This is a genomic window from Xenococcus sp. PCC 7305 (genome assembly GCF_000332055.1).
Taxonomy (GTDB): domain Bacteria; phylum Cyanobacteriota; class Cyanobacteriia; order Cyanobacteriales; family Xenococcaceae; genus Xenococcus.
Genome location: NZ_ALVZ01000233.1, coordinates 41,236 through 56,243, shown reverse-complemented (window position 1 = coordinate 56,243; position 15,008 = coordinate 41,236). Strand labels below are relative to the sequence as shown.

The 15,008-nt window shown below is 40.3% G+C and carries 9 protein-coding genes; 8 read left to right on the top strand and 1 reads right to left on the bottom strand.

From position 1 onward, the window contains the following. Positions 1-36: 36 nt before the first annotated feature. The 6 genes from XEN7305_RS25395 to XEN7305_RS25370 all read left to right on the top strand — a co-directional run bounded on the left by XEN7305_RS25395 (position 37) and on the right by XEN7305_RS25370 (position 7,681). A complete protein-coding gene (locus XEN7305_RS25395) occupies positions 37-2,010 on the top strand; it encodes an ATP-binding protein (protein WP_006512419.1) in 1,974 nt (657 codons plus the stop codon). A gap of 124 nt (positions 2,011-2,134) precedes the next feature. Next, the gene (locus tag XEN7305_RS25390) at positions 2,135-2,455 is read left to right on the top strand and encodes a 2Fe-2S iron-sulfur cluster-binding protein (RefSeq protein ID WP_040899661.1); all 321 of its coding nucleotides are present in this window, start codon (positions 2,135-2,137) and stop codon (positions 2,453-2,455) included. A gap of 149 nt (positions 2,456-2,604) precedes the next feature. Next, a complete protein-coding gene (gene psbM, locus XEN7305_RS25385) occupies positions 2,605-2,715 on the top strand; it encodes a photosystem II reaction center protein PsbM (RefSeq protein WP_040899659.1) in 111 nt (36 codons plus the stop codon). A 561-nt stretch (positions 2,716-3,276) separates the two neighbouring features. After that, complete coding sequence (locus XEN7305_RS27145) at positions 3,277-6,912, top strand: NACHT domain-containing protein (RefSeq protein ID WP_052035241.1); 3,636 nt, start codon at positions 3,277-3,279, stop codon at positions 6,910-6,912. A gap of 143 nt (positions 6,913-7,055) precedes the next feature. Continuing rightward, complete coding sequence (locus XEN7305_RS25375) at positions 7,056-7,346, top strand: nucleotidyltransferase family protein (protein WP_006512415.1); 291 nt, start codon at positions 7,056-7,058, stop codon at positions 7,344-7,346. Beyond that, the gene (locus XEN7305_RS25370) at positions 7,343-7,681 is read left to right on the top strand and encodes a DUF86 domain-containing protein (RefSeq protein WP_006512414.1); all 339 of its coding nucleotides are present in this window, start codon (positions 7,343-7,345) and stop codon (positions 7,679-7,681) included. Before XEN7305_RS25375 ends, XEN7305_RS25370 begins: the two co-directional genes overlap by 4 nt. Before the next feature lie 19 nt (positions 7,682-7,700). On the opposite strand, the gene XEN7305_RS25365 is transcribed toward XEN7305_RS25370, so the two are convergent. Continuing rightward, positions 7,701-8,156 (bottom strand): Uma2 family endonuclease, encoded by a 456-nt coding sequence (locus XEN7305_RS25365; protein ID WP_006512413.1) that lies wholly within the window; start codon positions 8,154-8,156, stop codon positions 7,701-7,703. A gap of 339 nt (positions 8,157-8,495) precedes the next feature. Here XEN7305_RS25365 and XEN7305_RS27140 point away from each other — a divergent pair, with 339 nt between their 5' ends. Beyond that, positions 8,496-11,993: a CRTAC homolog protein gene (locus XEN7305_RS27140; RefSeq protein WP_006512412.1), complete on the top strand. Its 3,498-nt coding sequence runs from the start codon at positions 8,496-8,498 to the stop codon at positions 11,991-11,993. A 50-nt stretch (positions 11,994-12,043) separates the two neighbouring features. After that, the gene (locus XEN7305_RS27135) at positions 12,044-15,007 is read left to right on the top strand and encodes an FG-GAP repeat protein (protein WP_006512411.1); all 2,964 of its coding nucleotides are present in this window, start codon (positions 12,044-12,046) and stop codon (positions 15,005-15,007) included. The last annotated feature ends 1 nt before the right edge of the window (position 15,008 follow it).

Below are 15,008 nucleotides of genomic sequence, written 5' to 3'. Positions count from 1 at the left end.
TTTCCGTTCCTCGTTCCCCGTCCCCTAAGCAACTTTGTGACTAAAAATCAATCCCTATTCAAGCATTTAGTAACAGCTTATTCCCATTTACGTCCTCAAATGTATTTTAAGTCTCCTTTGATGGCCTTATGTCGTGCGATGGAAGACTTAGTTTTAGCAGGAGATGACGCACCTTTGATCATTGCCAATTTTCGTCTAGGACAATTCTTTCGTCCTGAGATGCGTCGCTATCAAAGAATTTCCCAGATAACGGATCAAATTTATATTTTTGTCGATTCTACCCAACAATCAGATATCGAAGATACCACAGAAAAACAATCTAATTATCGAGCTATTGCCCTGGGCGCAACAGATATTGCGATCGAGGAAAGACATCTAGTTATTGTTGGTCAACAGTATACTGCCTGTGTTATTGGACGAGAACAGGGAGAAAATGATGATTTTATTGACCAAGGAAAAAGATTTGAAGCTTTTTGGACGTTTGAGCGGAATATTTGTCATGCCGCAGCTAAATGGTTGCTCGACAAAATTGCTGTTGCCCATCCTGAGCTGACTGAGAATTTGCGGCAAACTCGGGAACTATATAATCTGAGCTTGAAAACTCCCACTAGAAAGTTTCTGCTAGCTACTCAATCGGTAGATTTAGAGATTTTCACTCAAAGACTGGTCACCTATTTACAGGCAGGACAGTATAAATTATTCAAGGCTTATCAAGTTATTGCCACGGCAGAACGCAAAGAACGACTAATTAATTCTATTTCTTCTGCTTTGCGTAGTTCTCTAGACCCTCAAGAAGTTTTACAGATTACGGTCAATGAATTGGGTAAATTATTTCCTCACTGTCGTTGTTTACTCTATAGGTTGAAGGAGCAAGATAGTTCTGTGACTATTGAATGTGAATCTGCTGCCCCAGAAATGACTTCTCTAGTGGGGGAGAAATGGTTGCTGAGTAATAATCCTCTGTTTGTGGCGGCTCAAGCAACTAATGGGGCTTTAGCAATTAATAATGCCGAGAGCAATGTTTACATCAAAAAAAATGAGTTTTTGCAAGCGAAGATCAGTCAAGCTCAAATTCGCAGTTGGTTACTGATTCCGATCCGTTACCAAGACAATCTTTTGGGCATGTTAGAAATTCATTATGGCGGAGTCGCAGAGCATAAATGGCAAGCGGCGGATATTGCTCTGGTAGAAGCTGTTTCGACCAATGTGGGGGTTGCGATCGCACAAGCTAGTGCTTATACAGATTTAGTCGAGTTAAACCATCAATTGGAAATAATTGAAAGAATTCAAAGTAATCTAATTGCTATTGTCGGGCATGAATTACGCACCCCTTTATCGACAATTCGGATTTTTCTAGAAAGTTTGGCCGAAGAACCTGAAATGCCAGTTGCTATTAGAACGGCGATGTTAAACACGGCGCTCGGTGATACTGAGAGATTACGTCAGTTGATTCAAGATTTTATAACTCTTTCTAAATTGGAAACTGGCAATGTCTATCGTCGCATTGAGCCTCTACAATTAGACTATGCGATCGCCTTAGCCCAGCGAAGAATAGAATCAATTTATCAAAATGCGGCTAAACCAGAAATTGAAGCCAAATTACCCAAAAATCTTCCCATAATTTCCGCAGATGCGGAGGGGTTAGTCGAAGTTTTAGTAAAATTGTTAGACAATGCCTGCAAGTTTACGCCCGAGACGGGAAAGGTTGCGATCCAAGCAAAAATTAATCACCCAGAAAGTAACTTGTCTTCGGAGGCGCGAACTTTAGAAATTGTCATTGCTGACACGGGAAGGGGCATTGAACCATCACAATTGGAAAAAGTTTTTGATCGTTTCTCCCAAACAGAAAGTTATCTTCGTCGCAGCGTTAGTGGTGTGGGCTTGGGCTTAGCTATTTGTCGTCAGATTATTCAGAATATGGGTGGCACTATCTGGGCAACTAGTGAGGGGGAAAATCAAGGAAGTCAGTTTCACTTTACAATTCCTGTGGTTCTACCAGAGGCTAAATGAAATTTTTTGCTTTTGTCCTAGTTCTTCTGTCTTCCTTTCTTATTGGTCTCTTGCTTATTGCTCAATTATTTCTTATCATTTCTTAATATTATAATTAACGAAATTAAACATGAAAACGGCAGTTATGTCCAGTATTAAATTCGTCAAAGAAGAAAAAGAAGTTGTATTTGCCTTAGGTGCGAATCTTCGGGAAAGGGCTTTGGAAAATAAGATAGATATTTATACTCTTAAGGGGAAATTGACTAACTGCGGTGGTTATGGCCAATGTGGGACCTGTGTTGTCGAGATTGTTGAGGGTATGGAGAACCTTTCTCCTAGAACAGCCTTTGAGCAACGCAAACTGAAGAAGAAACCAGATAGCTATCGTTTAGCTTGCCAAGCGACAGTAAATGGTTCGGTAACTGTTGCGACGAAGCCCAAGCTTAAGGACAAGTCTAAGCGTTAAGCGCAAACTGTAATTATTGCGACAACCAATTATCATGCAACCTAAGTAATGATATTCTAATAATTGTCAGACTCGTGCATTCCTTTGCTAAGGCTTGCCTCAGTAGAGTTATTCGTCAATTTGTAAGTTACTTAGGTGCTACTGTTCTTATGGAAGTTAATGATCTCGGTTTTGTTGCAACTATTTTATTTATTTTAGTTCCCACTGTGTTTTTGCTTATTCTTTATATCCAAACTAACAAGGTTGGTGGGAATTCTTAATAACCTTTTTATAAAAAAAGAAATTATAGTATATAAAGCAATCTCGTTATTTTTGGGGGTTGCTTGTTTTTTTTGAGATGTCCGACAAGATCCATGATTTCTATTGGGGGACTAGTCCCCCAAACCCCCAACTGGGGCGAACCGCCCGCCCCAGACCCCCGGCGAAGGTTTGACTAATGGGTTGAAAAATTAGGGCTCGTCTTGGTGGTTGTTTGATTTTCAATCTTACTAAAGGGATAAGTTAGAAGTAGTTTTATCCTTCTGCCCTCTGCCCTCTGCCTTCAAGGGCAAAGCCCCGTTAAATTTTCCAAGTTGAACAACGGAAGTAATAGGCTTTTCCCTAAATCCCTAAATCCCTAAATCCCTAAATCCCCAAACCTTTGTTCTGAACCAGTAAAGAGTGAACTCTTCGTGACAATCTTGATTTGATTTGGTGTAGCATAATCGCTATAATCAGGACACAAAATTCTTTAAAGCCTGGTTAGATAAACAGTGATCAAGTTCGTTCGACTCTGGGAAAAGTTTTCGCGCAAGCGTTTCAAAACGCGAAGATTGGTTAGTGTGTTTGTGCTGTCTTTAGCAATTTCTGTTTGGTTGGGATTAGCGTCGCCGATTTATTCTCAGAATCCCCAAAACAGCGATCGCGAAGCTTTGATTGAAGATATTAAAGAATTTGCCAATCGCCATGTCCAGAATGAGAAGGCAATGGACACATCATTGGTAATTAAACTTTATGAGACGAATGCTTTTGGTTTAACTGCGCCAGAAATCGCGAATATTTATGAAGATGAATATACCCGATTAAAGGAAATCAAGGATGCTGATGTCTGGGAAAAAATCAATGACAATTTATTTAATGGTTTAGGTTGGAGTATTGCATTAATTGTCGGGATCTTATTCTTTCTCAAAGAGAAGCTAACTAATTGGATTGAGAATCTTTATAGTAAAACTGGGGATTGGCTCTACAATCAAGTTTCTGGTTTAAAGTTTTTCTGGTCAGTTTCTCTCAAGCGATATCGCGGCTCTTTATTTAATAAATATCAACAATTAAAAATTCCTTTTCGTCCCAATCGTCCTTTGGAAATGAAGGATATTTTTGTGCCGTTAAAGGTTTCTGGGAAATCAGATAATAGTCAGATTGATGCTTTTGATGCGATTAGTAAATATCCTCGGTTGATGATCAAAGGTAGTCCTGGCTCAGGAAAATCAATGTTGTTGAAATATTTGGCATTTTCTTGGGCAGACGAAAAATCAAGCAAGATATCAACTAACTTTACACCTGTTTTATTAGAACTCAATCGCTTAAACGAACTAGAAAAGTTTGATATAGATAATTTACAAACGAAATTGGTCGAAGCCTTTAAACGAGAAGATTTTCCTGAGGCTAAGAATTTTATTGGTCAAGCCTTGGATAATGGCAATTTGATGTTGTTATTAGATGGCTTGGATGAGGTTAATAGTAACGTTCGCGATCGCGTTATCAATTTAATCAAAGATTTATTGGATACCTACGAACAATGTCCTGTAATTATTACTTGTCGTAGTGCTGTTTATCATAATGAATTTAATAATTGTGTTGATCAAACTTTAGAGATTGTTGAATTTAGCGATCGCCAGATTCGGAATTTTCTCAAGGTATGGGAACCAGAATTACCACCAGAGAAATCTATTAATCAGCTGATTTCTACTTTACGCGATCGCCCACAAATTATTACTCTAGCTCGTAATCCATTACTTCTAACAATTATTGCTTATCTCTATGCAGATAAACAATTTATCTTGCCTCATTCACGAGCAGCCTTTTATGAAGAAGCTGTTACCCATTTATTAAAGTTACGGGATGAAGAACGACAGATTCCTAATCAATTTGAAGCAATTCATAAACGCAGAGTTTTACAAAAATTGGCCTTATTTGCCCAGGATAATGCTAGTTTACAAGAACGCGATCGCCGCAATATTGAATATGAACAAGTTGTAGAACAAATTCGAGCTTTGTTGCCTTCTCTAAATTTAAATCCAGAACAAGAGACTAAGGCAATCTTAGCTGAAATAGTGGATCGTAGTGGCTTATTATTACCAATTGATGGAGGACAAAGATATCAATTTTCTCACCTCACGTTACAGGAATATTTTGCAGCCGAAGCCTTATCTAATCAAGAAGAAGAACTAGTCAATAGATTTAAGCAAGATAGCGTAACCTGGCGAGAAACAGTTAAACTTTGGTGTGGCTTGACTGGAGATAAAACACCATTAATTAAGCAAGTTCATCAGCATGATGCTCTGACAGGTTTTGAATGTTTAGCTGATGCGAAGGAAGTAGAGCAAACCTTAGCTGATGAAATTATTGATTATTATAAACAGCAGTTAGAAAAAGTAATTGTTGATGATGACTTAGCGAAAGCTTTTGGAGCTGTTGCGGCTGATTTACGAGAAAACAGTCGACGAAAGTCAGTATTTGATTTTTTAGAAACAGTTCTTAATGACAATTCAGGTCCATCAAAACAACAAGCATCCGCCAAGGCTTTATCATTTACTAATTTACCTCAAGCAGCCAAAATACTTGCTCAGGAATATAAGAGAAAGCAAGAATACTGTGAAAATTTAGTAGATCAAGATCATAAAAATTGCTTAGAAAATATCAGGGAATCCTTAGTGAGAATGGGAGATCTTGCTGTTCCCCAACTAGCTATTCTAGCTGAAAAGGAAGATATTAAATTTATTCAAGATCTAACTAAGATAGCTACCCCTGATGCATCTATAGCTCTAGTTCCTTTTCTTTGGCATCCCGATGAGTCTATATGTTTTAGTGCTGCTTGGAGTTTAGCAGAATTATTTATTCAAAATGACAATACTGAAGCTTTAAAAGATATTGAGTTAACTGCTGAACAGAAAAATGAAAAAGATCTAGATTGGATTTGGCAACCATTTAATGATTCGTCAAGCAAGAGCTTATCAATAATTGCCTGTCGAATTGTTGATATGTTGGATAGAACCCCCACCGAATTAATGCCTAATTCTTTACCACAACTAGACCCACGTTTAATTATTCCTCTACTTTCTATCCATGATCCGATTAATATTCCAAGTGATCCGGAGTGGAATTCGCTGACAGATTCACTGTTAGAACAACAGAAACAAACTCCTGAAATAGAGGAAAAAATTAATGAACAAGTTAATCATATTTTAGGTACTCCATTTTCCAGTGCTTCCTGGTCAAAAATATTATCTACTTTAAAACCAAGATTGCAATTAGATTTAATCAATCGCTTTGCTAATCAGCGTCGTCCCAATATTTCTGATTGGCGTAACTTATTCTTGGAAATAGAGTATCAATTCAAAAGTAGCTATCATTATCGATTAGTTCTAGCTATGGGAATTATTGCTTCTATTATGGCTATTGCAGAAATAGTTTTACTTGTTCTTCGTCAGCCTGATAATTGGAACAATGTTGCTTGGGGATTCCCAATTTATGTATTATTTGTTTTCTGGGTTTCTTTCTGGAAAGGAATTGAAGAAAGATTAAAACCCAGTACTTTTCTTCAGCTTGGATTATTTGGAATTTTGACTTTCGGAACGAAAATACAGCGGTTGTTCAAAGATAATCTAGTCTGGGCTGAAATTTCACTCGTTAATGAATCTGCCTTTGCTACTAGTTTTGGTTTTTATACTTTTGGCTTTTTTGGCGCGTTTATTACGGGTTATGTAATTTCTTCTAGTAGTATTGTACTTGCGAATGTTGCGAATGTTGCTGGTGTTATTGGTGCAACTGGTATGTTTGCTATTTTTGGTCTTTCAACTATTAAAGATAATACTTTTTGGAGTTTGTTTGTTTCTGCTTTATTTGCTGCTGCTTTATATTTGGAAAGTGCTTTGGCAGCTTCATTTGTTGTTGTTGTTTTTAGTTTAATAGGGATAGGTATTGGAGTTTGGGATAGAGCCAAAACCAAAAAAGATTGGATAAGATTTTTAGCTATCTTGGCTTTTCCTTATTTCTGCTGGTTCCCGATTGTGGTTGTTTTCTCAACTCGATTTATGCTGCGATTTCTTACCTTGCAATCTATTAGTTTAAATTGGCTAATCATACTAGGAACTTGGTTTATCGTATTGGGAACCTGTACTACATTATGGCGCTACGGACAAGATAGGGAACGGAAGGCCAGCAACCCGTTAAAAGGAATCTTAGATGGTTATATATAAGTACTTATGCAAAATAAATTATTTAGGGATGATTAGGGAACGGGGAACGGGCAACAGGCAACAGAAGACATCAACATTTAATTAATTCCGCTTGAGTACTCAAACCGTAAAATAGAACAACATTTATCATGAAGCATTAAAAAATGGATATTCAAGAAAACATTCAAGATAAACGAGAAGAAATTATCAAGATTGCTAATCAACATGGCGCATACAATATCAGAATATTCGGTTCAGTGGCTAGAGGAGAAGCTGATATTAATAGTGACATTGATTTTTTGGTAGATTTGGGAGAAAATCTAAGCCCTTGGTTTCCTGTCCGATTAATTCGCGATCTAGAAAAATTGCTAGGAAGAAAAGTCGACATCGTAACAGGAACTGGACTAAAAGCTCGCATTAAAAATAGAGTCATCAAAGAAGCCATTCCTCTATGAGAAGTGACACCGAAAGATTAAGAGATATTTTAGAAGCTATTGAAAATATCGAAAAATATACCAAACAAGGTAAACAGAGATTTGAGCAAGATGAATTAGTTTACACATGGATTGTTTACCATTTGCAAATCATAGGGGAGGCTAGTTCGGCAATGTCTAAAACATTTATGGAAAATCATCTTGAAATACCTTGGAGAGATATGATTGATTTCCGAAATATTCTAGTTCATGAATATTTCCAAATAGATAGCCGAATAATCTGGAAAGTTGTGACAGAAGAATTACCAAATTTGAAGAAAATGGTTTTAGAGATATTAAAAAAACTACATGATTAAAGATTGAGAATTGCGACAACTATTCCATCAGCCAGCCAAACAATTCCCCTAAAGTCAACTGAAACGAACTTGCAAAATCGGGAACAGGTAAAACATCATTAGCATCTTCAAAAAACGCAAACTGTTGCTGAGGATAATAGGCGAATAGCGATCGCTCGCCAGGATCGATTAACCAACCTAACTTTGTCCCATTATCCAAACAATGCAAAATGTTTTTGGTCACTCTCGTCTGACTTTGTTCAGGAGATAAGATTTCAATTGTCCAATTTGGTGCAACTTCAAAAGAATCCGCGATCGCTCCGTCCTCGTCCCGAGGTATTCTATCCCAGGTAAAAACAGTCACATCAGGAACAGTAGAGCGTCCACCAAAAGTACATCTCAATTCAGAAAAAGCACGAGCAGTCTTCTGGGGCTTGAGAGCTACATTAAGAGCCGCAGATAGTTCTGTTTGAATAGTGCTGTGTTTTCCTTCCATTTACCTAAAACCTATTTCCCATTCCCTATTCCCGAAACAATTACAAAAACTACAGGTTTCAAATTAGACGTAGTCTAAACACATAATATCAAACTTACAAAATTGCTACATTTCTATGTAAATGCATTGAACTACGTTTAATTAAATAGAAAGACTGATATTCTGTGCATAATACTATTGAAACAAAATAAATACATTTTATATATAGCTCTATTTTTGTCCGTAAATACCGAATCTTATCTTCATCGAAGGTGCCACCTAAATAAAGGAAAAAGCGCCAAATTTTCCGTGAAGAAAATTCCTTAAAACTAATTTGCTTCAAGCATATCGATTACTAATATGGTCTTACAATCCAATACATTTCAAGATACAGCAGAAACTGCTGGTATAACCTGGTCAAGACAACGAGGCGATGAAGCAATTAGCGTTTCTTGGTTAGACTACAACAGTGACGGTTTAGTCGATCTTTGGATTAGTGGCCATGGTTACAATGGGGCAATAAATAGCAATAATGCTGCCAATCAAGTATTATTTCCCGATGCCAAATTTCCCTTTCTCTACATTAATAATGGCAACGGAACCTTTACCAATTTATTAGATGAAGACTGGCGACAGGGTAGCGGGGGAGATACCCATGGCAGTACTTGGATTGATGCGGATAATGATGGAGATCCCGATGTATTTGTCGCTGGGGGCGGTCAACTAGGCGGCATTGTTGGAGATGGCAGAGGACAATCCAATCATTTCTTTGTCAATCGTTTTCGCGACTCTAATCTATTAACTAACGAAGCTGAAAACAACAATATTGGTTACAAACTTGCTCGCACCAGAGCCGCTATTTGGTTTGATGGCAATAACGATGGTTTACTAGATTTTGTCAATTTAGTTGCAGCTCGACCCGATGGAAGTTCGGCAAATGCCTATTTTGAACAACAACCCAACGGAACTTTTATCGATCGCTCGGAGGCTGTCGGCTTCGATGTCCCTGGTTCTTCTCGTTATGGTCAGTTGGCTGATTTTACCGGTGATGGCAAACTAGATTTAATTATTCAAGGAACCTTTGAATTTCCCCTCAAAGTCTACGATATTTCCTCAGGCAATAGCTTTGTTGATGTCACTAGTGATTATAATTTTCCCCTAACTTCTGATATCCCGATTAATAACGAAGGGAACCCCGACCAATCAGAAGATTTTGCGGATCATGAATCGGCCAGAGATACGATTATTGCTGATTTTGATGGTGATGGAAATAACGATATTTTCCTAGTGCGATCGCGTCATGATATTGATCATGCTAGTGTTTCCCAGAATAACGATCGCATTGTGGCGGCGGATTTAGTTTTTAGTAATGCCGTCCCCGAGACTGGTTATAGTTTTAGGACTACGGGAACAGTCGCGATCGATTTCTTTAGCCCTAATGCGCTGCCCATTGATATCAATCCTAGTCAAATCTTCATTGGCTCCTCTGGTCGCAACCCAACTGCTGCTGAGCTTGAAGCCTTTATTAATATCAGCTCAGAAACTACAGAAACAGCAACCAGCAATGATAACCCCAGAACCAACGAAGTAGATCGGGTATCAGCTTTAGCCCTAAATCCTAATAGTGCGAATATAGGAGGCATCAAAAGCGATCGCTCAGCTCGGGGAATTTATATTGGATACAATGCCAATAATCAAACCTGGCAAGTTCGGGTCAATGGTTATAACTTCGAGAAGATTCGCTCGGCAGTAGAATCCACCGCCAATATTACCAATCTGCAAGCGATCGGTTTTACCAATGTTGATCCTCTAGAGAATGCCTTAAGCGATCAACTTTGGATCTATAACGAAGCCACAGGTCAGTATGAGGATAGTAGTGTTGCTGCTGGTTTAACCGAATTAACCAATGCCCAATCAGCCGTTGCCGCAGATTTTGATAACGACAAAGATCTTGATATTTATATATCTAATTCCTATGCTACCTATGATCAACCAAATATTCTCTACGAAAATCAAGGTGATGGCACTTTTATCAAAGTAACTCTGGCGGGGGGAGCCCAGAGTGAGTCTGTGGGGCCTGTTTGGTTGGATTTTGAGACAGGTTCTAAACTCGCGACAGCCGATGTGAACAATGATGGTGCGATCGATATTTTCAGTAGTTCTACGATTACCAAATCTCCTCGAAAAACTTATCTAGGTAATACGAGCCAACTCTTTGAAAATCAGGGTAATAATAATAATTGGCTGCAAATTAAACTAGTCGGCATTGAATCTAATCGTGACGGCATTGGTGCCCAAGTCCGAGTGACCTCTGGGGGCACAACCCAATTACGGGAACAAAATAGCGGAACTCACAACTTTGCGCAAAATGATCAACGTCTCCATTTTGGTTTAGGTCAAGATGAGCAGATTAACCGTGTTGAAATCAAATGGCCATCGGGCAGAACTCAAATACTCAATAACGTCTCAGTTAATCAAATTCTGACAGTCACCGAACCCTTTAGCAATAATGTTATGGGTGATGAGAATAATGATTCTCTAGTTGGTGGAGTCAAAGCCGACAGAATTGAAGGTTTAGCAGGCAATGATACGATTGTCGGTCTGCGGGGGAACGATCGCCTGATTGGTGACGCGGGAAATGATAGCCTCGTTGGTGGTGCCGATAGCGACACTCTCATGGGGGGAGTCGGCTCAGATCTTCTTCGAGGTGGTGATGATAATGATTATTTAACTGGTGGTGATGGTTTCGATCGCCTAGAAGGCAATAATGGGGATGACACCATTAAGGGAGAAGGAGGAAATGACTTTATCTTCGGGGGAATAGGGTTTGATTCTCTGGTTGGCAATGATGGCAAGGATACGATCAATGGTGATGGCGATGATGATTATATCGATGGGGGCAATAATCGAGATACCTTACGGGGCAATGCGGGCAATGACACGATCAAAGGTGGGATTGATTTCGACCTGATTGAAGGTGGTGCAGGTAACGATAGCATTGAAGGCAATCAAGACAGTGACTTACTTTTTGGTGGGTTAGGCAAGGACACTATTGACGGGGGCGAAGGTGCGGATATTATCCGTGGTCAACAAGGCGATGATCTAGTGTCGGGAGGGAGCGGTGATGACACAATCAATGGTGGTGGTGGTTTCGATACCCTCAATGGTGGCAACGGGAATGATTACCTTGATGGAGAAGGAAGTCAGGATACTCTCAATGGGGGCAATGGCAGTGACACTCTCAAAGGTGGAAACAGTAATGATTTACTCAATGGTGGCGCGGGTTACGACATCATTGTCGAAACGGGAGATTTTAACTTTACAATCACTGATAGCAAATTAATCGGACGAGGTATTGATAGTTTCAACAACATCGAAGCCATAGAAATTTTTGGCGGCGGCGGAGTTAACGTCTTAGACGGCTCAGCGGTTACAAGCTTACAGCTGCAACTCAATGGTCGTGGAGCCAGAGATACCTTGATTGGTGGTGCGGGAGATGACCTGATCACCGGTGGTGCCGCTGTTGATGTCATGACGGGAGGAGATGGCAACGATCGCTTTATCTATACCAGCAGAGGCGATCGCAATGATACGATTACGGATTTCACTTCTGGAGAAGATGCGATCGTGATTGATCGTTCTGCTTTTGGGATCGAACTAGAACTTGGTGTTCTCGACGAGTCGCAATTTGTCCTAGGCAATGTCGCAGTTGATGAGAATACTCGATTTATTTATAACGCCAACAATGACAGATTGCTATTCGATAGCGATGGCACAGGCAGCAATGAAGCAATAGTTATTACCAACTTTAGCAATAATCCCACCCTCGAAAACACTGATATTTCAGTGATCAGTTAACAGTGATCAGTTATCAGTTAGTAACCCATTACCCATTACCTATTCAAAAGATGTTCACCAAATCAATTAACACGAACCAAATCAATAATGGCAATGGCTTTGTCATCAACGGAATTAATAAGTTTGACGAGTCTGGTGCTGCTATTAGTAGTGCTGGAGATCTCAATGGGGATGGCATTAACGATATCTTGATTGGGGCCAAAAGAGGCGACCCCAATGGTAATAATTCGGGTCAAAGCTATGTGATTTTTGGCAATAAAAATCTTGGTGATAATGATCTCTTACAACTAGATAATCTTGATGGCACCAATGGTTTTGTAATCAATGGTGAGGGCATTGGAGACCAAGCTGGGTTCGGAGTTAGTCGGGCAGGAGATGTTAATAATGATGGTTACGAAGATTTGATTATTGGCGCGCGCGATGCCGATTCTAATGGCAATATTGATGCGGGGGCCGCCTATGTGGTTTTAGGTGGAGCCACGATTGGCAATAACGGTAGTTTAGAATTGTCCCAGCTCAATGGCAATAATGGTTTTGTTGTTCAAGGGAAAAGCATTGGCGATCGCCTGGGGATATCGGTCAGTGATGCCGGAGACGTCAATGGTGATGGCATCGAAGATTTTGTGATCGGTAGTCAAGATATTTATGGTGATAATAATGGTTATTTAGGCGAAGCATACGTTATTTTTGGAGCGGAAAATCTCGGCAATAATGGAAATTTCGAGCTTGACAATCTCGATGGCAACAACGGTTTTGTCCTTAAGCAAGCCAATGCCCCCGATAGTTTAAGTATCTTTGCTACCAATGCGGGAGATGTGAATGGTGATGGCATTGATGATCTAATAGTTGGGACGGAAAATAGTGATCCAACTGTTGCAGGAAAAAGTTATGTTGTCTTTGGCAGTAATAATCTTGGCAATACTGGGGTAATAGATTTTGCCGATCTTGACGGTAACAATGGTTTTGAGATTAGGGGCACGCGGAAGAACGATCGCGCTGGTTCCTCTGTGAGCCAAGCAGGAGATATCAATGGGGATGGCATTCAAGACCTACTGGTGGGAGCACGCTATGGCCGGGCTAATGGCAATAATTTTGCGGGACAAACCTATGTGATTTTTGGCAAGTCAACTCTGGGGAATACTGGTTCCTTAAATCTGAATCAAATTAATGGCAATAATGGATTTGTGATTAATGGCATCGATAGTGGCGATCGCTCTGGAGCTTCGGTGAGTAAGGCGGGAGATTTTAACGGAGATGGATTTGATGATCTGATGATTGGGGCCCCCGCAGCTGACCCCGATGAACAGAATGATGCCGGGCAAAGTTACATTGTTTACGGTGGGGCAAATGTTGGCAGTGATGGCAATCTGGATCTGGCTTCTTTGAATCGTCGTAGTGGCTTGGTGGTTAATGCGATCGCAAAAGGAGAAAATTTAGGTCTGGTAGTCAGTGATTTGGGAGATATCAATGATGATGGCGTAGACGATGTCATTATTGGGGCTCCGGGAGGCTCGGCAAATGAGCAAGCTAATTCGGGCAATAGTTACGTTTTATTTGGCAATAATACCGAGGTTATTGAAGGTACAGATGAGGATGACTCCTTAGAAGGAAGCGTTAAAGGAGAAGAAATCAATGGTTTAAAAGGTGAAGATACCATTATTGGCAATGGTGGCAATGATCTTCTCGATGGCGGAGATAACAGCGATCGCTTATTCGGCAATAATGGGTCAGATACACTCCTGGGCGGCAATGGAGATGATTTTCTTTTTGGTCAGTTGGGCAATGATTCTCTCCAAGGTAGCAATGGCAACGATAGCCTAGAAGGGAACAGCGGCAATGATACTCTAGTCGGCGGCATTGGCAACGATACTCTCTTCGGGAATATGAATGATGATTCTTTGGAAGGGGGTTCGGGAAATGATCTTCTTTTGGGGGGTGAAGGCCAAGATAGTCTTTTGGGTCTGATCGGTAATGATACCCTCGAAGGGCAAGCTGACGATGATCTTGTTGATGGCGGTTTGGGCAATGATCGCCTAGTGGGCAATGATGGATTTGATACTATTCTTGGAGGCCTGGGCGAAGATACTCTTATAGGTGATGCTGGAGACGATTTACTAGAAGGTGGGGAAGATAGCGATCGCCTAGAAGGTGGGGCTGGCTTTGATACACTCTTTGGTGGTTTGGGGAGCGATACCCTAGTTGGCGGTGCCGGGTTAGATCTGTTTCAACTGCGCAAAAGCAGTAGTCTTAACGAGACGGTTGTGGAAGATTATATGGATGGGGCGGACAAATTCCAACTGACAGGAGGATTGACTTTCAGCAAATTACTCATCAATCAATCGGGTAACAATGTTGAAATCAGACTCCGTAATGATAATCAACTGATTGCTTTAGTGAAAAATACCTCTGTTGAGCAATTAGACCATCAAGATTTTTATCAGACCCATGATTTGATTGGTACGACAAGAGCCGATGTTTTGGTAGGCAATGAGAAAGATAACTATATTGATGGCAAACTTGGTAATGATAGTCTTGCGGGGGAAGATGGCGACGATACGCTTAAAGGGGGTAATCAGAATGATACTCTCTTTGGCAACAACGGTAATGATCTGCTGTTCGGTGGCAATGGAGCTGATGAGCTAGAGGGAAATTCGGGGAATGATACTTTAGAAGCGGGAGCTAATAGTGATCTGGTCTTCGGCGGAGCCGGCAATGATCTTTTGTTTGGTGGGGATGGCACTGATACTCTCTTCGGCAATGCCGGTCGCGATCGCTTTGAACTAACTAGAGGCAATAATGTCGGCAGCGATCTTATTAAGGATTATCAAGATGGCGTCGATAAATTCTTGCTTAGCGATCGCTTTAGCCTGGGAAGCTTAGAATTTAGTGATCTAGCTTTGAGTCAGAATGGTAATTCTGTGGAGATTGCGATCGCTGGGGATAATCAAATATTAGCGGTAGTGGAAAATGCCAATATTGCAGATTTAGAAGCTAATGATTTTCTAATTGCTTAGA